The following is a 20,452-nucleotide window of genomic DNA, read 5'->3' on the forward strand; positions in this document are numbered from 1 at the left end:
CCTGGGTTTAGTTCCGTGGTTAGACGGTCGCGGGCGCGGTCGTCGTGGGGTGAGTGTACGACGCTTCGACCTCGGCGGGTGTCCGATAGTTGAGCGCTTCGTGCAGGCGCGTGTTGTTCCACCAGCTGACCCAGCCCAGCGTCGCAATCTCGACCGCGGTCACCGTTGGCCAGATCCGCTCACGGTGGATGAGTTCGGCCTTGTAGAGGCCGTTGACAGTCTCTGCCAGAGCATTGTCGTAGCTGTCGCCGACGGTCCCGACCGAGGCGCGCACGCCGGCGGTGATGAGCGCATCGGAGTACGCCAGCGATACGTATTGACTGCCGTGGTCGCTGTGGTGGATCAGACCGCCGCCAGTCTTGTGCACTTTCGTGGTGATCAGTGCTTGCTCGAGGGCCTGCATCGGCAGAGACTGCGTGTGCAGAGTCGCCGCGACGGCCCAGCCTACGATCTTGCGGGTGCATACATCAGTGATGAACGCCGTGTAGCAGAAACCCGTCGGGATGCGAACATAGACATCCCACGCCAGTCAGATGTCAAGTAGGCAGTGGTGGTGGTTGGTGTTCGGGGTTACGCGGCGGCGGGTGTGGCAGCTCGCGGCCACGCGGCAGTGTCGTCCCAGGATTGATCGTGCTGCAGGCACCACCACAGGCGCCCGAGGAGCTTGTTGGCCAAGGCTCGCAGTGCGGCGTTGTGGTGGTCTCCGACAGCACGGCGATGGTCGTAGTACTCGCGGGCCGGCGCTGACCATGTCAGCGCTGCGAACGCCCACCAGTGGCAGGCATCGGCCAGACGCCTGTTGCGGACTTTGCGGGCCTTGACGTAGTGCGAGCGGCCTGACGCGATCGTCACCGGCGCTGTTCCTGCGAAAGATCGCAGTCCCGTTGGTGAGCTGAAGCGCTTTGGGTCATCGCCGATTTCGGCGAGAATACGCGCACCGAGAACACCTCCGAGGCCGGGGACCGAGTCGATGATGTCCGCTTGAGGATGCTCGGCGAATGCGGTGACGAGTTCACGCTCGAGCACTGCGACGGCATCGAGCATCGCCACGATGATCGCGACCAGACTGGCTACGGTATGACCTAAGGCCACCTCCACAGCATCCGGCTGCCGCAGCCCGGGGGCGTGCAGATCGCTATGGATCTGGGTTACCAGGGCGGGGTCGTTGCGTCGGCCAACCCTTTTGAGCGCGTTGCTGATCCGCGGGCGAGTCAGCTTCGCCGCATCCGTGGGGGTGGGCGCTATTGAAAGAACCTCCATCGCCGCTCGGTGCTTGAGCTTCGGAAATGCTTGCAACGCTTGAGGATAGAACTCCAGTAGCACCGAACGCAGCCGACTGATCGTCTGATTCTGCGCCCAGATCGCTTCCTGATGCTGACGCGCCAGCGCCTTGATCGCCTGCTGCTGCTCGCTGTTGGCTGGCAGCCGACGATGCTGGTGACGGTCAGTGCGCACGATGTCGGCGAGCACCGCGGCATCACGCGAATCGGACTTGTTGCCCGCCTGTCCGTGGCGTTCGCGGTACCGCGCGACGGCCCGCGGATTGATCGGATACACGGTGAAACCCGCGCCAGCCAACGCCACAACCAGAAGATTCTTATCGGTCTCGATCGCGATCGGCACGTCGTCCGCAGTGCCGCCATGGTCAGCGACCATCGCCAGGAGTTCGGCAAAACCGTTGGGGTCATGAGTGATTCGCCGACGTTCAATGATGAAGCCGGAGTCGTCCATCAACGCTATGTCGTGATGGTCCTCGGCCCAGTCGATACCGCACGTGATCATCGAGCACATCCTTTCCGATGCCATCCGCCAGTAGGTCCGGCGAATCGATGAGCTCGGAGAGCGGGCGGCGACCTAATGGCGGCACTCTCGGTGCGGCATCTCACAAGCCGAACACGCACCTCCGCGGCGGACTGATGGGGTCACCGTCTACGTTCAGACCTCGGCACGCATCCGTGAACTCAACTGTCAGTAATCACCCACCAGCAGCTCGGTTCAACCATGCACCGGAATCGGTAAAATCTCAGTGACCACCCACCAGCCGCCATGTCGTCCCGCCCAGATGTGCGGACCCGACACTCCCATTAGGTGATGTCGGCGACCCACAAGCGGTTCGGACCGGCCGCGGCGAACTCGCGCTTGACCAGATCCGGGCGGCCATCGGGCGACTCAGCTCGGGTGGTAGTCATAGGCGTGCGGCCCCGACGAACTCCGTGCAGGCCAGCGGTTTTCATTAGCCTGGCGGTCTGATCTCGACCGATGTCCCAGCCGGCTCGGCGCATCGCGTGATGCATCTTGCGGTATCCGTACACGCTGTAGTTCTCGGCGTGAATCCGCTGCATGTCCTCGATCAGCATTCGATCACGCACCGCTCGAGTGCTGGCCGGACGGGATTTCGCGGCTCGATAGCCACGGGAGGTGAGAAACCCACAATCTGCCGTCTGGAGTACCCGGCAGATGGCCTCGACCCCGAACTGATCGCGGTACGTGTCGATGAACGCGATCATTTCGTCGTGGGGCGGTCGAGTTCCGCGGCGAAAAACGCCGACGCCGCTTTCAAGATCTCGTTCGCTCGGCGTGATTCGGCCAGTTCGCGGCGAAGTCGGCGATTCTCCTGCTCGAGCGACTCCTGCGGGTCGGCGTGTGCGTCGGTCGGACCGTAACGGTTGCACCAGATCCGCAGGGTTTCCACACCGACCCCCAGCTGCGGCGCCACAGCGCGGATCGACTCTGCTCGCGGGCCCCCTTCCAGGGCCTGACGGTCGTAGACCATCCGTACCGCGCGGTCGCGGGTCTCCGCACTGAACTTCTTAGGCATGTTTCCGATTCTCCTTCATCAGACTCGGAACTAAACCCAGGGCGCTTCATGGTGCCTTCGGTGGCGGCGTTGGTGACCTGGGTGCGGATGAACGCGCAGATCCCGGGCCACCATGTTTCGATGGTACGGGCCAGTGTGTTGGCTTCGGGAACGTTGACCTGCGCACACAGGTCCAGGAACCGGTAGAGGCGTTCGCGGATCTGGCTATCGTCGACGCGCGGCCGACTCCGCGCCATCGCCAACAAGGCCCGGAGTTCCTCTTTGACGATGTACGCGGCGAAGATCTCGTTGCCCGGATCGTGCGCTCGCAGATCGGCGATCATCTTCTGATACTTGTTGTCCGACAACCGTTCTCGACCCATCAACAGTCTGCGGCGGTTGGCCCATTCCGGGTCCGTCGACCGGCCACGACGACCACGTCGGTCCCACGTGACCCGCCGACGGACCTTCGTGACCATCGCGTTGGCCAACTGCACGAGGTGGAAGTGATCGACGACCAGTTGCGCGTTCGGTAACGCGACCGCGACGGCCGCGGCATACGACGCGGCCGGATCGATCGCCACGTACTCGATCGCATCCCGAAACGGGGCCGGCTGCGCGGCCAGCCAGTCGATCACCACCGCACTGGTACGGCCGGTGACCTGCCCCAACAGTCCCTGATCGCCCGCCAGATCGACGAACCCGGTATCCCACGGATCGATCCGCACCCACCGACCATCACCGCCGCGGACCCACCTCGGTTTCCCACGGCGAGTCTCGTCGATCCCCAGCACCGACGTCGGGGCCGGATCGGTCAACGCCGTGGCGGCGATGTCGACGAACGCGCCGTGCGCGGTATGCCACGACACGCCGTGCCCGGCAGCGACCTCGGCGACCGACCGAGCGGCATCGCCGATCGCCCGCCCGATCGTCTCCCGCAACCGGGTCGTGGTCCGCCGACGACGCGGGACCTGCCCGATCGCTTCGGTGAACGACCCACGCGCGCACTCTGAGTTCACGCACCGCCACCGAATCTTGTTCCACCGCACCATGATCGGAGCATCCCCGTAGCCGATGTCGCGGGGCGTGCAGACGACCCGCTCCTTCACCGACGTCGACCGGACACCGCACCCCGGGCAGCACGAGGCCGCCGGATCACTGGTACCGACATCGACGATCCGCGTTCGCCCGTCCGGCCCGCCGACACTGACCCCGACGACCTCGACGCCTTCCAACCCCAACAACAACGACGTACCATGATCCACGGCCCCTGTTCCTCCGGTGCTCTGACTGTCTTGACAACATCCAGAATCACCGAGGCCAGGGGCCGCTCACGTCAACGACACGCCAAGCGCCTGACCAGGCATTGCCCGGTTAACTGCGAAGAGCCCACAAGGCGCTGATCGTCGGTGGCGGCCCCGGTGGCCTGTGTGCTGCAATCGCACTGCTTGGCAAAGGAATTCAGGTGGATGTCGTCGAGCTTGCGCTTGACGTCCGAATCCTCGGTTCGGAATTGCTGCTCAGTTCACCGAACCTGCGGGCCCTCGATGCCATTGGGGTCGCCGACGACGTAGTTGCCGCGGGTGTTCCAATCAGCAGCGTTCAGTTTCACACTGCCGACGGCACTGAGATTGCGAACGTTCCGACTCCCTCGGTGGCGCGAGAAGGACTGCCTCCTGCCGTAGGTATCACCCGACACGCCTTCTACGGCCAGTTGTATGACGCCGCGGTGGCAGCTGGAGCCAAGATCGCCCACGAGACGACGGTCCAAGAAATCTCCGATGCCGACAACGGTGTAGAGGTCCGGCTCACTGATGGCCGGGTCTCGCTCTACGACCTCGTCGTCGGAGCGGATGGGTGGGCCTCGACTGTCCGGAAACTCCGCTTCCCTAAAGCGAATTTGCCGCAGTATGCCGGTCAGTGCGTATGGCGCGGACGGGTTCCGCGCAATGGCGAGAGGCCCCTCAAGGAGGGATCGCTTCGAGGGTATGCCGGCGCCAACCACTCCGCGGGGCTGATCACGGTCAACGACAAGCACTCTTACATCTTCTGCCTGGTCAGCCAGCCTAAGCCCGACCGGCTCGACGAGTCCACCTTCATGGACACATTCAAGGGACTGCTCGAAGAGTTCGGTGGCGAGGCCGGTTGGGCGCGCGACAACCTCGAGGAAGGCACCATCAGTCTGGCGGCGCTGCATCACCACGTGATGGACAAGCCCTGGCACGATGGACGGGTCATCTTGATCGGCGACGCGGCCCACACGACCACTCCGCACATCGGCTACGGTGCAGGTCTCGCGGTCGAGGACGCTGTCGTGCTGGGCGAGATGCTCGGCTCCAGTGAGGACCTGGCTGCAACGCTCGACGAATTCGTCGCGCGGCGCTATGAACGGTGCAAGCTAGTTGTCGACAACAGCACCCAGATCTCGCGATGGCAGCAAGGACTTGACGGTGAGCCCGCGCAAGCCGAGCTGACGAATCAAACGTGGACGGCGCTTGCTGAACCCATGTGAGTTTCATGAGTCGCGGCAGTGATGGCGAAGCTCGATGTCGCTGCCGCGACATGTCGTCATCACCGAAGGATCTCCGCGGGACAGTGGTGTTAACAACGCCAGCCAGGGGGACTCGCAAGACGCTGCTGCGATGACATGTTCTATCTACTGACGTTCGCCATCCGTATCGGCGCCAAACAGGTCAGCAAATCACCTGTGTTCGATGTTTGCTTCGTTCGTCCCTGACTCCGACACCGGACGACACTATGAAAGGGTATCGCCGTGACCTTCGCATCCTCTTCTATAAGAGCGTCAGCCCTGACTTCCAGGGCTACTCTTGGCGGCGCTGTCGCTGTTGCCGCGGCGCTCTTCGTCATTTCTTTAACGGGACTTGGGTGGCTGTTCATGCCTGCCAACGCCGCCGGCCCCTCGCCCGAAATGACTCTCAGCTACACCGATCTCGGAGAGATGGTCCAGTCCGGCGCCGCCCCCACGACAGCGTTTCAGCAAGCTTACTTCAGCTGGCTTGCGTGGACCACTGCGATCGTGACGGTGATCATGGCGACAGCGGCAATCATGCTGTCGGGCAGAGCGATTGCAATCGCGACGGCGGTATTGAGTGCTGTCGGCCTCGTCTTTCTCATCTTCGGAACGAAAGGCCCGTTGAGTTGGGCTGCCTACGCCGACCAGGCGGGCAATATCCGAATGGGTGCGATCTTGATGGTGGTGGGCTATGTCGTCACGATCTGTACTGCGGCCGTCAGCGCAGCACGTCGACCTACCGTCTCCTGAGGAAGGTATCCAATCTGCACCGACTGCGGTACCCGCGCCGTGGACGCAGTCCGCAGTCGGTGCTTGTGGGCGTCAGCACCGCAACTCGGTGCTGACGCTGCTTGACCCCACTCCACGACACCGTCAATCCGCGATACCGTTGTGGAACAAGCCGTTCGCCCCGTTTCCCTGCTTGGGTAGGGGAAACGGGGCGAAGGCCGTTAGGTGATCGTTCAGCGGTTGCTGTGGTCGGCGCGGGGTCGCGCCTGTTGCGCCACTTCAGTCCACCGCGGCGAGTGCGAGATCGGCCAAACGATGCAGTCTCAAGAAGTGGTTGAGTCCTTCGAGAAGGCCGCTGGAAAGGAAGACGAAGGTCAAGTCGCGTACCGGATCGACCATCCACATCGTCGAGCCACTGCCGACCGCGCCGAAGGTGCGCGGCGATGCCGTGGCACCGAAAGGTGTGAGGTAGTCGCCCGTACCGCGGACGTAACCGCCGCCGTAGGTGAAATTAGCGGGGAACTCGGCGAGGTCCCGGGCCTGCTTGTTGAAATCCCAAAACTCATTGGTCTTGTCGCCAGTGTGGTTCTGGAACGCATAGTCGATCATGGCAGGTGAGAGGTAGCGGGTGTTCGCTGGCTGCGGAGCGCGACCACGATTACGCAGGGTGTCGGCGAATGTAAACACGTCGCGCACGGTTCCGAAGGCCATTCCAGCGGGTAGCTCAAAGTTCTCATCAACGAGCTCATTGAGCGACTCCATGACCGAAACTTCCGCGGCACCAGGAGTTGTCTCAGCCATCCGAACCGGTACCCGGCGCGGATCGTCGACCCTCAGCCCGAAAGAACTGTCGGTCATCGCCAGGGGCTCGAACAGGTCCTCGCGAGCGATCTGACGGAAGCTACGACCGGCGGGGTCGAGCCGCCGCACGATCTCTCCGAGGAGCCCAAAGCTCGCGAACGGGTTGTAGACCACTCGCTCCCCGGGGACGTAGGCGAGCTGCTGGGCGCACACGAGAGCGGTCATCGCGTCCATATCGCCCCACTGCGCACCCCACTGCCCAGGCGGCGGCGGAACGAATCCAGCCCAGGTTCCGGCGGTGTGAGTCAATAGATGGGCGACGGTGGCGCGCTGTTTACCACGCACACCGAACTCCGGGACGATGTCGACGACTTTCGTGTCGAACGCCAACTGGCCTCTATCGATCAGGTTGAGAACGAGCGCCGCGGTATACGACTTCGCTGTGGACATCAGCAGAAAGATGTCGTCGTACGCAGCGAGGCGTTCGGTCGACAACTCAGAGTGACCGATCGCAGCGGTGTAACCAACCTCGCCACCTCGCGCCACCAAGAGCACCGCACCGTGATGCAGTCCGGAATCAATGTCGTCGCTGACAGCGTGAGCAAGTCGTTGAAGAGTATCGGTGTCGAGGCCGACCTTGTCGGGTGAGTGGACTGGCACTCCCAGAGTGTCAGTTGAACTGTTCAGACTGTCGGCGATGCGGGTCACAGGCGGTTCTCCTTTGTCAGTCAGGATGACTCGCAGTGTGCAACGCCTAAGCCAACACATCAAGTCACCAGGTCAATTTAATCTATGTGTCGTGTCTGGCTTGTGTCAAGGACTTTGCACAGCGTGCGCGGTGGTGATCAAGAATCCCGCACGCGGTGTCGGCCTAGACGTTTTCAGGGAGCAGGACCGCCCCCGGGTTCAGGAGATTGTGTGGGTCGAATGCGCGCTTGATGGTGTGCTGTAAGGCCAAGCCAGCGGCTCCGAGTTGTTGGGGCAGCCAGTCGCGTTTGAGTCGTCCGACCCCGTGCTCGCCGGTGATCGTGCCCTTGAGCTGTAGCGCCAGGTCCATCACCGCTGCGAATGCGGTTTCGGCGGCGGCGAGCTGTGCTGGTTGTTGGGGGTCGTACACGACAACCGGATGGGTATTGCCGTCGCCGGCGTGAGCGATGACAGCAATAGTCACGTTGTTCGCGCGGGCGATCTCCTCGATACCCTCGACCAGGTCTGGCAGTGCAGGCACTGGGACGCCCACATCTTCGAGGAGGATCGACCCCAGTCGTTCGATCGCAGGCAGCGCAAGTCGGCGGACTTGGGTAAAAGCTTCGCCTTCCTCGAGATCGTCAGTCGAGTAGATCTCGGTCGCTCCCCACCGCCGGCAGATTTCCTCGACGGCTGCGATCTCGGCGGCCGAGGCTGGGTCGGGCCCATCTGAGCGCGCGAGTAGAAGTGCTCCGGCCGAGCGGTCTAGGCCCATAGAGGTCATCGACTCCACGGCGTCAATGGTCGTGTGGTCCATCAACTCCAGTACCGACGGCCGGCAGACACCGGTGATGTCCAGAACCGCTTGGGTCGCTGCGACGGTGGTCGGAAAGCTCGCCACCAGCGTTGAACTCGGAGCGGGCTGTGGAAGCAGTCGTAATGTGACCTCGGTGACGATTCCCAGTGTTCCCTCTGAACCAACGAACAGGTTGATCAACGAGTATCCGGCGGCGTCCTTCAGCCGTGTGCCACCGAGGTCGACAGCAGTCCCATCGCTGAGAACCACCTGCATTCCGAGCACAAAATCTCGCGTCACCCCGTACTTCACGCAGCACAGGCCGCCGGCATTGGTTGCTACGTTCCCGCCGATAGTGCAGATCTCATACGACGAAGGGTCCGGCGGGTACCACAGCCCGACTTCCTCAGCTGCACGCTTGACCTCGATGTTGAGTGCACCGGCTTGGGCCTTTGCGACATGGGCCTGGGTATCGATGTCGACCGCCGCCATGCGTTCGAGGCTGACCACCACCACGCCTGCGTCTGCCGTGGCGCCTCCAGACAGGCCTGTACCCGCCCCACGCGGAACCACACCCACCCGATGGCGGTGCGCCCACGCCAACGTGGTGCTGACGTGCTCGGTGGACTCAACCCGCACCACCGCCAACGGCGGCCGCGCACTAGGGTCCCGAGCCCAATCGGACATGTAGCGCACGGTGCGGTCGGGATTGTCGATGACCACCCCCGAAGGCAACTGAGCGAATAGCTCGGACAGCGGCGCGAGTGACGACATTTGCGGACCCTTCATTGTTGGAGTGGTTGACAGGTCGGCGAGTACGGACCTACCGTAAAATTATCCAAGTCACCAAGTCACTTGGAAGTCAAGTGGTCGCAGTGCCGGGTCAGCCCCGGACAACCCGACCCGGCAGTCCTGCCATCCCCGCGAACCTTCTCTTGAAACGGAGGGCATCTGATGCCTGCGCCCAAGCCCTGGTCACGAAAGACGATGTACCGCACATTCCTTGAGGAATATCAGGAAAAGTGGTCGGAGTACTTCACCTTCAAGCGCGAGGACGGCATCCTCGAGATGCGGATGCACACTGAGCATGATTCGGCGAAGTGGAGCCTGGAGCTGCACCGGGCGTTCATCCCAGCTCTGGCTGACGTGGGCCACGACCCCGACAACGAGATCCTCATCTTCTCGGGCACAGGGGCGAAGTTCCTGGACTCGATGGATCCCGAGGGCTGGGAGCGTTACGGCTTTCGCGAGCCGATGACCTTCGACAAAGGTTATGACTTCTGGTACAAGGACCAGGTACACGAGCCGTTCGCGTTCCTGAACCTGGAGATTCCGGTCATTGCGGCGATCAACGGGCCGTTCTTCATCCACCAGGAATTGGCTCTACTCAACGACATCGTCATCGCCTCGGAGAGCACGACGATGGCCGACGGCCACTACACGGGGATGGGCATCGTGCCCGGCGACGGTGTTCAGACCGTCTTCCGTGAGCTCATGGGTATCAACCGGGCCAAGCACTTCTTGCTGACTGGCCAGGAGATGTCCGCCAAGGAACTGCTCGATCTGGGCCTGATCGGTGAGGTGGTCCCCGACAGCGAGCTGCTCGATCGAGCGTGGGAGATCGCTCGCACCATCTTTAAGCCGCGCGCGCGGTCAACTCGGGTCATGGCGCGCGCCCTCTTCGTGCAGCCCTGGCGCGAACTTCTGGTCCGCGAACTGCCGTCGGGAATGGCCAATGAATGCTGGGGCACCCACGGCTACTGGGGCATGGCAGAGGAGAACTACGACATCGAAAACCTTAAGGGTGACTCGAAATGACTCGGCTGCACCACACCAATATTCGGATCGTTGACCCGGTTCGATCGTTGCAGGGGGCTGATGCACGGTTAGGTGACACGGTTAGTCACGCGGCCTGAGGGGCCTCGTGGTTGATGATTGTCTCGAATTCGATGGGGGTCAATCTGCCGAGGCGGTCTTGTCGTCTGCGGCGGTGGTAGGTGCGTTCGATCCAGTGCACGATGGCGGCCCGGAGCTCGTCTCTGGTGGCCCAGGATCGGCGGTCGAGGACGTTGTTCTGTAGCAGTGAAAAGAAGCTCTCCATGGCCGCGTTGTCCCCGGCAGCGCCGACCCTTCCCATCGACCCGAGCATGCCGTGCCGGGTGATAGCCTTCTGCATCTTCTTCGAGCGAAATTGAGATCCTCTATCGCTGTGTAGGACGCAGCCTGTGACGTCGCCCCGCCTGGCGACGGCGCTGTTCAGTGCGGCCACGGCCAGGCAGGACTTCATCCTGGAGTCGATCGAATACCCGACGATGCGGCCCGAATAGACGTCCTTGATCGCGCACAGGTACAGCTTTCCCGCCGCCGTCCAGTGCTCGGTGATGTCGGTGAGCCACAGCTCGTTCGGGCCCACGGCGGCGAAGTCTCGCTCGACGAGATCGTCGTGCACGGGTGGGCCGGCCTTGCGATGCTTGCCGCGGCCCTTCTTGCTGATGGCACTGGTCCAGCCACCGGTTGAGCAGATTCGCCAGGCGGTGCGCCGGCACATCTTCTCGCCCGCGGTCTCAGCTTCATCGGCCAGGTAGCGGTAGCCGAATTCCGGATCCTCTCGGTGCGCGTCGAACAGGGCGTTGGCCCGGTACGCCTCGGCGAGTTCGGCATCGGTGACCGGGTTCTTGAGCCATCGGTAGTAGGGCTGACGAGCGATCTTGAGTACCCGGCACGCCACCGTGACGGGGATGCCGTCAGCGGCGAGCTCGCTCACGAGCGGGTACCACCTTTTCCCGGCAGATTCGCCTGGGACAGGTAGGCAGCAGCGCGGCGCAGGACCTCGTTCTCCTGCTCCAGCAGTCGCACACGCCGCTTGGCCTCCCGGAGCTCCTGGGATGCCGCGGCGGTCGTGCCGGGCTTGATCCCGGCCTCCACGTCGGCCTTGCGAATCCACTTCTGCAACGTCATGGGATGGATACCGAAGTCGGCGGCGATCTGCTCGAGCGTCACACCGTCTTCACGATTCTGAGCGACGCGAACAACGTCGTCGCGGAACTCCTGGGGATAGGGCTTGGGCACAACAACATCCTTCCAGGCCGCCCCGGCAGGGCAAGCCAGATCAGATGTCACCAACTCGTGCACCAGCCCCTACCTCGACTCGTGCTACGAGCAAGGCCAACTGGTGTGCTCAGGTCCTCAACACGATCGCACCGGCGGCATCCTCGTCGTGCGCGCCCCAACGCCAGAAGCTGCCAGGGCGATCATTGACGGCGATCCGCTGGTTATTGACGGGTGGGTGACCTATCGCCTGACTGGTTTCGCAGCCACCCGCGCATGGTCGTCTGAACTCACCGAGGTGGCACCCGCAACGTAGTAAACGCTCGATCGGCACGTCCGCTCGGTAGCAGTCAGCTCACTAGATACCCGCCGGGCGATGCACTCATTACATCGCCGACGCCCGATCTACCGGTGCGTTCGACCGACCATTGGTGCGGGTGTGGTTGGAGTAGCGAAGCTCGCTGGCGATAGCCACGGCAAGCGGGTCGGCCAGACGCAGCTGGGCCAGTTCCTGGTCGTCGAGGAAGGTCGTCCGCTGATGAGTGAGGTAGGCAGCCATGGCGGTGCGCGCCGCAACGGGATCGTGCGCAGCTATAGCCTTGGCGATCGCCTTGCGATCGGATTGAAACTTACGCGCTCGCTTCTGCCATGAACTTACACCTCGCTCCCGCATCACTTTGAGCTGCAGATGCAGAAGGATGTCGATCAAGAAGTGTTCAAGTTGGGATTGCAAGGGATTGTGTGCGGCTTGGGCCACCGCCACCTGGAACCCACCGATCGCGTCAATTAACGCGTCGATGGAGTCGAGTGTGCCGATCGCGTCCAGCCGCTCATACGCGGCTGCAATGGCATCGAGATCGGTCTGCGTCGCGGTGGTCGCTGCGCGCTCTGCTGAATCGCTCCCGAGAACGCCTCGCACGTCCAAAACCTGCAGAATACTAACGTTTTCGAGTTGAAGCATTGTCTCCAGGCTCGCACGCAAGAAGCGACCACCGTCTCCGCGAACCCAGGCACCGCTGCCGTGGCGGACCTCAATCAGCCCCATCGCGTCTAGGACCCGGACCACCTCGCGCATCGTCGGTTGGCTGACGTCGAACTGGCGGGCGAGCTCTTTCTCGGTGGGCAAACGCGTCCCCGCGGCGAGTTTTCCGGTGCTGATGTCCCGTCGAAGACTCTCGATAATTTCGTCACTCACCTTGCGCTGCATGACTCTCGGTCCTTCCTTGACAACCCCGACAGAAGACTTTTGGTGACCAGGATACTTAGCGGGCGAGAAGAACGCTTCGATAACCCGAGGTATGTTGTGCCGTTCAGCGTGACCGACTTCCTAGAGCGGGCCGCAGCCGTGTACCCGCGCCGGGTAGGCGCGGTCGATGAGCCTGTCCAGCCCGCCGGCAGTCAGGGCGAGTTGACCTACGCCGACATCGCCGACCTCGCGCGGCGCCAGGCGGCCATACTAGACGAACTAGACATCGCAGCCGGTGAGCGTGTCGCGATCGTCAGCCACAACTCGACCCGACTGCTCACATCGTTCTACGGCGTCAGCGGGTGGGATCGGGTGCTGGTGCCGATCAACTTCCGGCTCCGACCTGATGAGATCAGCTTCATCGTCGAACACTCCGGAGCCCGGTTGGCCTGCAACTTATTTCGTCACCAGTGACGTAACGCTGCTGTCCTGTCCGATTCAGGACTAGTTGAGAGTAATCCAGGACAAACTGAGAGTTGTCCGAACTCGGCATCGATTCCGAGAAGACATGAGAGTGACCGTCGCCGTCACGGCTGACCGTCCGTTGGACCCTGCCTGGGCGGCCGCCCATAGCCCGGCTCGACGGGTGTCGAACCTCGCCGCCGACAGTCCACTCGTTACGTCACATGTGACGTAACGAGTATTCGCTCGACGAGACAGTGATGGAGGCAGAAGCCGCACACAGGCTTTTTCCACTGCGGGCATATGTCGCGGTCTCTTTCTCTGTCGGGCGGGTGAACAAACGTTGGTCGCGCGGACATTCTCCTGAGCTCGCATCGAGCGGGTTGGTGCGGTCGAGGACGAGTCAGGTAGATGCGGGTGGCGTCAGGGGTAGGTGCGGGCTCGCCAGCGGCTGCTTCTGTCAGCGTCTGTGCCGGACAGTGGCTGGCCGGTCGCGTCCGTGGCGAATCCCGTGATTGCCAAGGTAGGCGGACCTCGGTTCCGAGACGCATACGTCGGCACGACCCCTGGCAGGTCCCCGATAGCCGGGCCAGGCCGTTCTGGAGCCAGTTCCTTCTTGCAGTCGATCAGTCGATCTCGACGACGGGCTGCTGATGGCCCGGCTACACCCCCCTCTTTAGAGGGTACCGATCGCACCAAGGTTGTAACACCATGTAACGGACAACACAGTTTGTCGAGGGCTTACGACCCAGAGCCTGCCAATCAATGAAGTTTACGGGAAGGGTAACCATGCAGAAGACACATCCTCAATATGCGGATTTCGAGGCAGTCAATGTCCAGATTGAAAACTCCGTTGCAACAATCCGCCTTATCGGGCTTGACCGCATTATCCAACTAAACGATTCGGGGTCTCCCGCAGAAATCCACTTCGATCTTGGACGGGCACTCTCGCGACTTCGCGAAGACCACTCAGTTCGGGTGGTCGTAATAACAGGAATAGAGGATGGAAAGCCTTGGCATCTACCCGCGCCGCCATTTAGCGAATCCGTCATTGAAGACTTCCGGAAAGAAGATGCCGTCGCAGACGACAGTGAGGGCGTCACTCTTCCAGACTATCTCTGGAAGCCATTTCACGGTGTCCGCATTCTTCACAATGCACTCGCCGAGATCGAGAAGCCTGTAATCGCAAAAGTGAATGGCGATGTTAGCGGCCTCCCGCAAACCATAATGTTTGGCTGCGACTTGATTGTCGCGCGGGAGGACGCAGTCGTAATTGATGTTCACATGGATCTCAAAGATTCTCTTGGATTCGATACGGTCCCCGGAGACGGCGGAGCTAGCCTAGTCCCCATGCACATGTTCCCCGCCAAAGCGATGGAATACTTACTACTCGCCAAACCCTACACCGCTAAAGAGCTGGAAAGAATGGGATGCATCAACTATGCCGTTCCTCAGGACCAACTCGACGATATTGTTGACGAGATGGTGCAGCAACTGCTGTCTAAATCCGCGTATGCGCTCGCGATGACAAAACGTGTCGTCAAACGCAGAGTTGCGGAACAGATTAATTTGACACTCGACTCTTCATCAGCGTATGAATGGATTAACTTCCTTCATCACCAGGGAAGTGGCGGAAAGGCCTCCACTAGTCTCGCCTAACTGGAAATCTTCTCACCGCCCAGATCATCCAGGGCTAGGTCTGCCAAACCATGCGACAGTCGTAGCTCGCAGATCCACCTTCGATTTGGCTTATCCTTGCCCTGGATGATCTGGGCGATAATCATAGGCAGTCGAGCCAAGTAGCGTTCAAAGATCTTGCGTACCGGGAAGTAGACTGGCAGGTGTCTGTGGGTGCATCCGGCAGCGTACCCGGCGGGGGTTTGGTAGCCCAGCGCTGAGTGTCGGTGTCGGTGGTTGTGGTCGTCCTTGAAGTCGTCGATGACCACGCGGGCCTCGAGCAGAGTGGGCCAGCAGTTGCGGTTCAGGCACTCGTCGCGCAGCCGGTTGTTGAACGACTCGATGAACCCGTTGTTCCACGGTGTGCCGGGTGGAATGTAGGAGATCCCCACCGATGACCGCCAGATTTCCGTGGATGATCGTGCGTGTGGGAGATTGGGGGTCGCACGGGCTTCGCCGCCGTGGGTTGTCCATGCCTTCGCCCCGGTGATGACGTATTCGTCGCCGTCGCGGACCGCGCGCGTCCTTATCGCCGCCGGGTCCGAGCCGGCATGGGCCTCGGAAAGCAGTAGGCGCCGAGCAGCTCCCCACCGAGCATGTCGGGCAGCCACCGCCGCCTCTGCTCCTCGGTCCCGGCGTGGAAGAGCCCGAAGCAACTCAGCGCGTGCACGCTGGTGCCGACGCCGATCGCCGCCCACGCCGAGGCAATCTCCTCGACCACTTGAAGATAGAGCTCGTAAGGCTGCTCGCCCCCGCCATACTCATCCGGATAGGGCAGCCCCAGCAGGCCCGCTCGGCCCAGGGTCCGGAAGACCTCTCGGGGAAAGGTGTGGCTCCGCTCGGCCTCGTTCACGAGCGGCTGGAGTTCCTTGTCGACGATGCTCCGGGTCAGTTCCATCAGCTCCGCCGACTCCGGCGTCGGCATCAGGCGGGTAACGGGCAGAACTTCTCCTTCTCCATAGTCGACATCAGTACTATAGCTCACACTACAGTACGGATTACAGTACTGTCGGCCAGGCATGGAGACCACCCTTGGCCCCCGCCGCTCCACTCGTCGCGACGAGCTGCTGTACGGCCTGATCGAGATCTTCCTCGCCGAGGGCTTCAGCAGCTCCAGCCTCGAGGACCTCGCGGGCAGACTGCAATGCTCGAAGTCGACGCTGTACGCGATCGCGCCGAGCAAGGAACAGCTCATCACCGTAGTGACGCGCGCCTTCTTCCGCCGCTCGACCGAGCGTGTCGAGACCAGCCTGGCAGCCGCCGACGAGCCCACCGACCGGATATCGGCCTACCTCGACGCCATCGCGGCAGAGCTGGCCCCAGCCTCCGCGCTGTTCTACGCCGATGTCGACGCCTTCGCACCCACCCGTGAGATCTATTCACGCAACGTCGAGATCGCCGCCCGCCGGGTCCAGGAGCTGGTCCGCGACGCCGAGCGGCCGGGACGCCCCGTCGACGCCGCCTTCGTCGGCGCTGTCGCGGCACACGTCATGTCCTCCATCCAGCAGGGCCGCATGCGCGGGCTCACCGGCCTCGACGACGCCGCGGCCTATCGCGCACTGGCCCACCTCATCGTCTCCGGCGTCGCCGGAGCACCCGTCGCTGAGCCGTCACCGGAAGAGAGACAGCCATGACCGAAAGCACCTCCACCACCACCCCCAGCACCGGCGCCGCCCGCGGCTCGGTCATTGTCGCCGGAGCCCGCACCCCCATCAGACGACTCCTCGGCGCACTCAGGGACGTCCCCGCTGTCGACCTGGGCGGGGTCGCCATCCGCGGCGCCCTGGCCAAAGCGGGAATCTCCGGCGAAACAGGTCGACTACGTCATCATGGGACACGTCATCCAGGCAGGGACCGGACAGATCACCGCCCGACTAGCCGCCGTCAAGGGCGGCGTACCCATGAGCGTCCCCGCGCTCACCATCAACAAGGTATGCCTCTCCGGATTGAACGCCATCGCCTTGGCCGACCAGCTGATCCGCCTCGGCGTCCACGAGATTGTCGTAGCCGGTGGAATGGAGTCGATGAGCCGCTCCCCCCACCTACTCCCCACCGGACGCACCGGAGTGAAGTACGGCGATGCCAAGCTGGTCGACTCGATGCCGCACGACGCACTCTTCGACCAGTTCACCAGCCAGTCCATGGGACTGCTCACCGAGGAGCGCAACCGCCTCTCCGACGGCCTGACCCGCGAGGAGCAGGACGCGTTCGCTGCGCGCAGCCACCAGCGCGCGGCGCGGGCGATCACGAACGGGCTCTTCGAGGAGGAGATCATCCCTGTCAGCGTGCCGGGGCGCGCGGGTAGCGTCGAGATCACCGCCGACGAAGGCGTCCGTCCTGAGACGACTGTCGAGACCCTCGCTGCGCTGCGGCCGGCCTTCGACCCGCGCGGCACCGTGACCGCGGGCTCCTCCTCGCAGATCTCCGACGGCGCCGCCGCCGTGGTGGTGATGAGCAGGGCCAATGCCGAGGGGCTGGGCCTGACCTGGATCGCCGAGATCGGCGCTTCCGGCCAGGTCGCCGGGCCCGACTCCTCGCTGCAGCCCCAGCCCGCCAACGCGCTGCGGCGCGCCCTTACCCTCGAGGGGCTCGAGGTGGCCGACCTCGACCTCGTCGAGCTCAACGAGGCGTTCGCCGCCGTCGGCGTCCAATCCACGAAGGAGCTGGGCATCGACCCCGAGAAGGTCAACGTCAACGGCGGGGCCATCGCGCTGGGGCACCCCGTGGGCATGTCCGGCGCTCGAATCGTGCTGACTCTCGCCCACGAGCTCCGCCGCCGGGGCGGCGGTATCGGTGGGGCCGCGCTTTGTGGAGGCGGCGGGCAGGGCGACGCCTTGATCATCCGAGTGCCCGGCACCAGAGCCGCAGGCCGGGTCAGGCGATGACACCGGCGCGACGCGCGATCACGATCGCCTCCAGGCGCGAGACGGCGCCGAGCTTCGACATCGCCGACTTCATGTAACTCTTGACGGTGTACACAGTGAGCCCGAGCGCCTCGGCGATCCGGGCGTTCGTCAGGCCCTGGCCCGCGAGGCTTAGCACGTCGGCCTCACGCGTGGTCACTCGCGCTGCGACGGCGTCACCTGCAGGGGCTGCGGCGAGGCCTCGGATGATGCGGTCGATCTCGCCCCGCAGAGCCGGATCGTCGGCCGACGCCGCCAGTCGGCGAAGCCCGGCATCGGCCGCACGGAGCTGCTCGCGCAGGCCCGCGCTCTCCGCCTCGGCCGTCGAGCGGCCTCGCGTCGCTCCGGCCAGCGCCTCGTGCACGACGAGCTGCTGCTCCAGCGCACGAGTCTCCTGAGTGATCGCGTCCTGGACCCGACCTCCGGCGACCTCGTCACTACGGTAGGCGCCGTAGATCACCGCGATCGTTCGCCGATGAACGATCACCGGGCTCGCCACCACCGATCGGAACCCCTCGGCACGAATCAGTCGGTCGTAGCGGTGGGTGATCGCGTCGGTATCGAAGTAGTTCTTGACCGCCGCCGTACGGCGCAGGGCTACCACCTTCCCGCCCAGGCCTTCGCCAAGGCTCACCGCCAGGCCGGCGAGTGCGCCGACGGTCGGGCCGTCGAAGCGCTCCAGGATCAGATCCCCTCCAGGCCCGACCGGACCTCCGAAAGCCACCGAGACGCCCGACCGCCGCCGAAGCCGCGCAAGGGCGCCGCCCAGAAGCTGCGACGACTCACCGGCGCCCACGACATCCTCCCTTCACCGCTACCTCGCATCCTCCCCTGGACCTGGCGTCGATCCTACAACTACAGACCCTCGAAGTTTCGTGTGAGCCGGGTCGCTCGCCGCCCACCCCCTCCTTGGAGGGTGCCGTGTCTCTGTGCCGGCCGTCACACTGTCTTTGTGGGGCGCCCGCGGGCGCTCGAACGACGAGAGGCGATGCATGTTCAACACCGAGTCCGGCAACGCGGCCACGACCGCACTGCACGCTGCGCGCGACCTGCTGGTCACCTTGCGCTCGTCCTACGACGACGCTGTGAGCCAGTTCTCCTGGCCGGCCGTGGGCGAGAGGTTCAACTTCGCCCACGATTGGTTCGACGCCTACGCCATCGGGAACACCGGCCCGGCTCTCGTGATCGTCGAGGAGGACGGCTCGCGGGCGTCGTACACCTTCGACGAAATGGCCACGCGGTCCACCCAGGTGGCCGCCCACCTGCGCGGGCTCGGCGTCGGCCGGGGCGACAGCGTGGTGGTGATGCTGGGCAACCAGGTCGAGCTGTGGGAGTCGATGCTGGCGGTGATCCGGCTGGGCGCGGTGGTCATGCCCACGACCACCGCCGTCGGTCCCGCCGACCTCGTCGACCGGCTCGAGCGCGGCGCAGCCAAGGCGGTGATCTGCAACGCCGCCGACACCAACAAGTTCGCCGAGTTGCCCGGGGACTACCTGAGGATCGCGGTCGGCGAGGCCAAGGGCTGGGAGCGGTACGCCGCGGCCCACGACCGGCCCGCGACGCCGATCGAGCACCCGGGGAACGCCTCCACCGACCGGCTGCTGTTGTACTTCACCTCAGGCACCACGTCGCGGCCGAAGCTGGTCGAGCACACTCACCTCTCCTATCCGGTCGGGCATCTGTCCACGATGTACTGGCTGGGGCTCGAGCCTGGCGACGTCCACCTAAACATCTCCTCGCCGGGCTGGGCCAAGCACGCCTGGTCGAACTTCTTCGCTCCCTGGCTCGCCGAGGCGACGACCCTCGTCTACAACTACGCCCGCTTCGACGCCGGAGCACTCCTGCACCAGCTCGACGCCGAGGCGGTCACGACCTTCTGCGCCCCGCCGACGGTGTGGCGCATGCTGATCAACGCCGACCTGTCCGCGGGCCGCCCCCGCGCCCTGCGCGAGGCGATCGGCGCGGGCGAGCCGCTCAACCCGGAGGTCATCCATCAGGTCGAGAAGAACTGGGGCCTTACCATCCGCGACGGCTTCGGCCAGACGGAGTGCACCGCCACGATCGCCAACACCCCGGGCCAGATCGTCAAGGCCGGCTCGATGGGCCGCCCGCTGCCCGGCGTGCCCGTCGTCCTGGTCGACCCCACCGACCGCACTCTCGTCGAGGGCGTCGGCGAGGGCGAGATCTGCCTCGACCTCGCCCATCACCCGCTCACCCTGATGACCGGCTACCAGGGCGATGAGACCCGCAACGCCCTTGCCATGGAGGGCGGCTACTACCACACCGGCGACGTCGCCTCTCGTGACGAAGACGGCTACATCACCTACGTCGGCCGCACCGACGACGTCTTCAAGGCCAGCGACTACAAGGTCAGTCCCTTCGAGTTGGAGTCGGTGCTCATCGAGCATCCGGCGGTCGCCGAAGCGGCCATCGTGCCCGCCCCCGACGCGGTTCGGCTCGCGATCCCGAAGGCCTACGTCTCCCTGGCGCCCGGACACGAGCCCGGGCCGGAGACCGCGCGCGAGATCCTCGCCTTTGCCCGCGAGCGGCTGCCTCCCTACCTGCGCATCCGGCGGATCGAGTTCTACGACCTGCCCAAGACCATCTCCGGCAAGATCCGGCGGGTGGAACTGCGCCAGCGTGAGCAGCACATCACCGACCGCCGACCTGCTGGCGAATATCGGGACGAGGACTTCGACCTTCGCCGCTGAATCTCTCTCCCCGCAATGAGGCTCTCTCCCGAAAACGCGGGTGCAGGCCCGGTGGAAGATGGAGTCAGCCTGATCTCCGTCACTCTAGACAGGCCGCCCTTCCGGTGGCGGTTCATATTCCT

The 20,452-nt window shown here is 63.8% G+C and carries 15 protein-coding genes, 6 pseudogenes and 1 other annotated feature; of the genes and pseudogenes, 9 read left to right on the forward strand and 12 right to left on the reverse strand.

Annotated elements, in window-relative coordinates; translation table 11 throughout:
- Window positions 1–19 precede the first annotated feature (19 nt).
- The 5 genes and pseudogenes from BKA16_RS22790 to BKA16_RS22805 all read right to left on the reverse strand — a co-directional run.
- Window positions 20–514: pseudogene (locus tag BKA16_RS22790) on the reverse strand (transposase); the annotation flags it as partial.
- A gap of 56 nt (window positions 515–570) precedes the next feature.
- On the reverse strand, window positions 571–1,782 hold the full coding sequence (locus BKA16_RS22795) for an IS110 family RNA-guided transposase (protein ID WP_183370773.1): 1,212 nt from the start codon (window positions 1,780–1,782) through the stop codon (window positions 571–573).
- Between the two features lie 302 nt (window positions 1,783–2,084).
- Window positions 2,085–2,507, reverse strand: a complete 423-nt coding sequence (locus BKA16_RS22800; RefSeq protein ID WP_183373283.1) for an IS3 family transposase — start codon at window positions 2,505–2,507, stop codon at window positions 2,085–2,087.
- Window positions 2,435–2,546 (reverse strand) — a sequence feature (AL1L pseudoknot). (Overlaps the previous gene by 73 nt.)
- Window positions 2,504–2,818 carry a transposase gene (locus tag BKA16_RS24370; protein WP_183373282.1) on the reverse strand — a complete coding sequence of 105 codons (315 nt, stop codon included), beginning with the start codon at window positions 2,816–2,818 and terminating at the stop codon, window positions 2,504–2,506. It overlaps the preceding feature by 43 nt. The genes BKA16_RS22800 and BKA16_RS24370 overlap by 4 nt, the downstream gene beginning before the upstream one ends.
- 56 nt (window positions 2,819–2,874) lie before the next feature.
- A pseudogene (locus tag BKA16_RS22805) lies at window positions 2,875–4,062 on the reverse strand (ISL3 family transposase); the annotation flags it as partial.
- Window positions 4,063–4,199: 137 nt separating this feature from the next.
- Here BKA16_RS22805 and BKA16_RS22810 point away from each other — a divergent pair.
- Together BKA16_RS22810 and BKA16_RS22815 are read left to right on the forward strand one after the other, a co-directional pair.
- Window positions 4,200–5,309 (forward strand): FAD-dependent monooxygenase, encoded by a 1,110-nt coding sequence (locus BKA16_RS22810; RefSeq protein ID WP_343067639.1) that lies wholly within the window; start codon window positions 4,200–4,202, stop codon window positions 5,307–5,309.
- 261 nt (window positions 5,310–5,570) lie between these two features.
- Window positions 5,571–6,080: a hypothetical protein gene (locus BKA16_RS22815; RefSeq protein WP_183373296.1), complete on the forward strand. Its 510-nt coding sequence runs from the start codon at window positions 5,571–5,573 to the stop codon at window positions 6,078–6,080.
- A 258-nt stretch (window positions 6,081–6,338) separates the two neighbouring features.
- Here the strand turns inward: BKA16_RS22815 and BKA16_RS22820 are convergent, their stop codons facing one another.
- Window positions 6,339–7,568 carry a serine hydrolase gene (locus BKA16_RS22820; protein ID WP_183373297.1) on the reverse strand — a complete coding sequence of 410 codons (1,230 nt, stop codon included), beginning with the start codon at window positions 7,566–7,568 and terminating at the stop codon, window positions 6,339–6,341.
- Between the two features lie 163 nt (window positions 7,569–7,731).
- Complete coding sequence (locus tag BKA16_RS22825) at window positions 7,732–9,117, reverse strand: FAD-binding oxidoreductase (protein WP_183373298.1); 1,386 nt, start codon at window positions 9,115–9,117, stop codon at window positions 7,732–7,734.
- Between the two features lie 180 nt (window positions 9,118–9,297).
- Between BKA16_RS22825 and BKA16_RS22830 the strand changes: the two genes are divergently transcribed.
- On the forward strand, window positions 9,298–10,161 hold the full coding sequence (locus tag BKA16_RS22830) for an enoyl-CoA hydratase/isomerase family protein (RefSeq protein ID WP_183373299.1): 864 nt from the start codon (window positions 9,298–9,300) through the stop codon (window positions 10,159–10,161).
- A gap of 85 nt (window positions 10,162–10,246) precedes the next feature.
- Here the strand turns inward: BKA16_RS22830 and BKA16_RS22835 are convergent.
- A protein-coding gene (locus tag BKA16_RS22835) for an IS3 family transposase (protein ID WP_183369779.1) occupies window positions 10,247–11,412 on the reverse strand; the annotation gives its coding sequence in 2 pieces (ribosomal slippage) (window positions 10,247–11,125 and window positions 11,128–11,412; 1,164 coding nt in all).
- Here BKA16_RS22835 and BKA16_RS24375 point away from each other — a divergent pair.
- A complete protein-coding gene (locus BKA16_RS24375) occupies window positions 11,405–11,707 on the forward strand; it encodes a YciI family protein (RefSeq protein ID WP_183373300.1) in 303 nt (100 codons plus the stop codon). The genes BKA16_RS22835 and BKA16_RS24375 overlap by 8 nt on opposite strands.
- Before the next feature lie 69 nt (window positions 11,708–11,776).
- Here BKA16_RS24375 and BKA16_RS22845 read toward each other — a convergent pair whose 3' ends face one another.
- Window positions 11,777–12,598 carry a FadR/GntR family transcriptional regulator gene (locus BKA16_RS22845; protein ID WP_183373301.1) on the reverse strand — a complete coding sequence of 274 codons (822 nt, stop codon included), beginning with the start codon at window positions 12,596–12,598 and terminating at the stop codon, window positions 11,777–11,779.
- Window positions 12,599–12,694: 96 nt separating this feature from the next.
- Between BKA16_RS22845 and BKA16_RS22850 the strand changes: the two are divergent.
- Both BKA16_RS22850 and BKA16_RS22855 read left to right on the forward strand, forming a co-directional pair.
- A pseudogene (locus tag BKA16_RS22850) lies at window positions 12,695–13,018 on the forward strand (AMP-binding protein); the annotation flags it as partial.
- 810 nt (window positions 13,019–13,828) lie between these two features.
- Entirely contained in the window at window positions 13,829–14,698 is an 870-nt protein-coding gene (locus BKA16_RS22855) for an enoyl-CoA hydratase/isomerase family protein (RefSeq protein ID WP_183373302.1), read from the forward strand.
- Between the two features lie 185 nt (window positions 14,699–14,883).
- On the opposite strand, the pseudogene BKA16_RS24005 reads toward BKA16_RS22855, so the two are convergent.
- A pseudogene (locus tag BKA16_RS24005) lies at window positions 14,884–15,105 on the reverse strand (integrase core domain-containing protein); the annotation flags it as partial.
- Between the two features lie 60 nt (window positions 15,106–15,165).
- A pseudogene (locus tag BKA16_RS23700) lies at window positions 15,166–15,659 on the reverse strand (acyl-CoA dehydrogenase family protein); the annotation flags it as partial.
- A gap of 76 nt (window positions 15,660–15,735) precedes the next feature.
- Here BKA16_RS23700 and BKA16_RS22865 point away from each other — a divergent pair.
- Together BKA16_RS22865 and BKA16_RS22870 are read left to right on the forward strand one after the other, a co-directional pair.
- A complete protein-coding gene (locus BKA16_RS22865; RefSeq protein ID WP_183373303.1) occupies window positions 15,736–16,350 on the forward strand; it encodes a TetR/AcrR family transcriptional regulator in 615 nt (204 codons plus the stop codon).
- A pseudogene (locus BKA16_RS22870) lies at window positions 16,347–17,601 on the forward strand (acetyl-CoA C-acetyltransferase). Before BKA16_RS22865 ends, BKA16_RS22870 begins: the two are co-directional and overlap by 4 nt.
- Here the strand turns inward: BKA16_RS22870 and BKA16_RS22875 are convergent.
- On the reverse strand, window positions 17,591–18,415 hold the full coding sequence (locus tag BKA16_RS22875; protein WP_183373304.1) for a LuxR C-terminal-related transcriptional regulator: 825 nt from the start codon (window positions 18,413–18,415) through the stop codon (window positions 17,591–17,593). The pseudogene BKA16_RS22870 and the gene BKA16_RS22875 overlap by 11 nt on opposite strands.
- A gap of 196 nt (window positions 18,416–18,611) precedes the next feature.
- On the opposite strand from BKA16_RS22875, the gene BKA16_RS22880 reads away from it, so the two are divergent.
- Window positions 18,612–20,330 carry an AMP-binding protein gene (locus BKA16_RS22880; protein WP_183373305.1) on the forward strand — a complete coding sequence of 573 codons (1,719 nt, stop codon included), beginning with the start codon at window positions 18,612–18,614 and terminating at the stop codon, window positions 20,328–20,330.
- The last annotated feature ends 122 nt before the right edge of the window (window positions 20,331–20,452 follow it).

Source organism: Gordonia humi (assembly GCF_014197435.1).
In the GTDB taxonomy this organism is placed as follows: Bacteria; Actinomycetota; Actinomycetes; order Mycobacteriales; family Mycobacteriaceae; genus Gordonia; species Gordonia humi.

Coding starts and splice junctions, on each gene's coding strand:
- BKA16_RS22795 (WP_183370773.1), bottom strand. CDS start 1,782: ATGATCACGTGCGGTATCGACTGGGCCGAGGACCATCACGACATAGCG.
- BKA16_RS22800 (WP_183373283.1), bottom strand. CDS start 2,507: ATGATCGCGTTCATCGACACGTACCGCGATCAGTTCGGGGTCGAGGCC.
- BKA16_RS24370 (WP_183373282.1), bottom strand. CDS start 2,818: ATGCCTAAGAAGTTCAGTGCGGAGACCCGCGACCGCGCGGTACGGATG.
- BKA16_RS22825 (WP_183373298.1), bottom strand. CDS start 9,117: ATGTCGTCACTCGCGCCGCTGTCCGAGCTATTCGCTCAGTTGCCTTCG.
- BKA16_RS22830 (WP_183373299.1), top strand. CDS start 9,298: ATGCCTGCGCCCAAGCCCTGGTCACGAAAGACGATGTACCGCACATTC.
- BKA16_RS22845 (WP_183373301.1), bottom strand. CDS start 12,598: ATGCAGCGCAAGGTGAGTGACGAAATTATCGAGAGTCTTCGACGGGAC.
- BKA16_RS22855 (WP_183373302.1), top strand. CDS start 13,829: ATGCAGAAGACACATCCTCAATATGCGGATTTCGAGGCAGTCAATGTC.
- BKA16_RS22865 (WP_183373303.1), top strand. CDS start 15,736: ATGGAGACCACCCTTGGCCCCCGCCGCTCCACTCGTCGCGACGAGCTG.
- BKA16_RS22880 (WP_183373305.1), top strand. CDS start 18,612: ATGTTCAACACCGAGTCCGGCAACGCGGCCACGACCGCACTGCACGCT.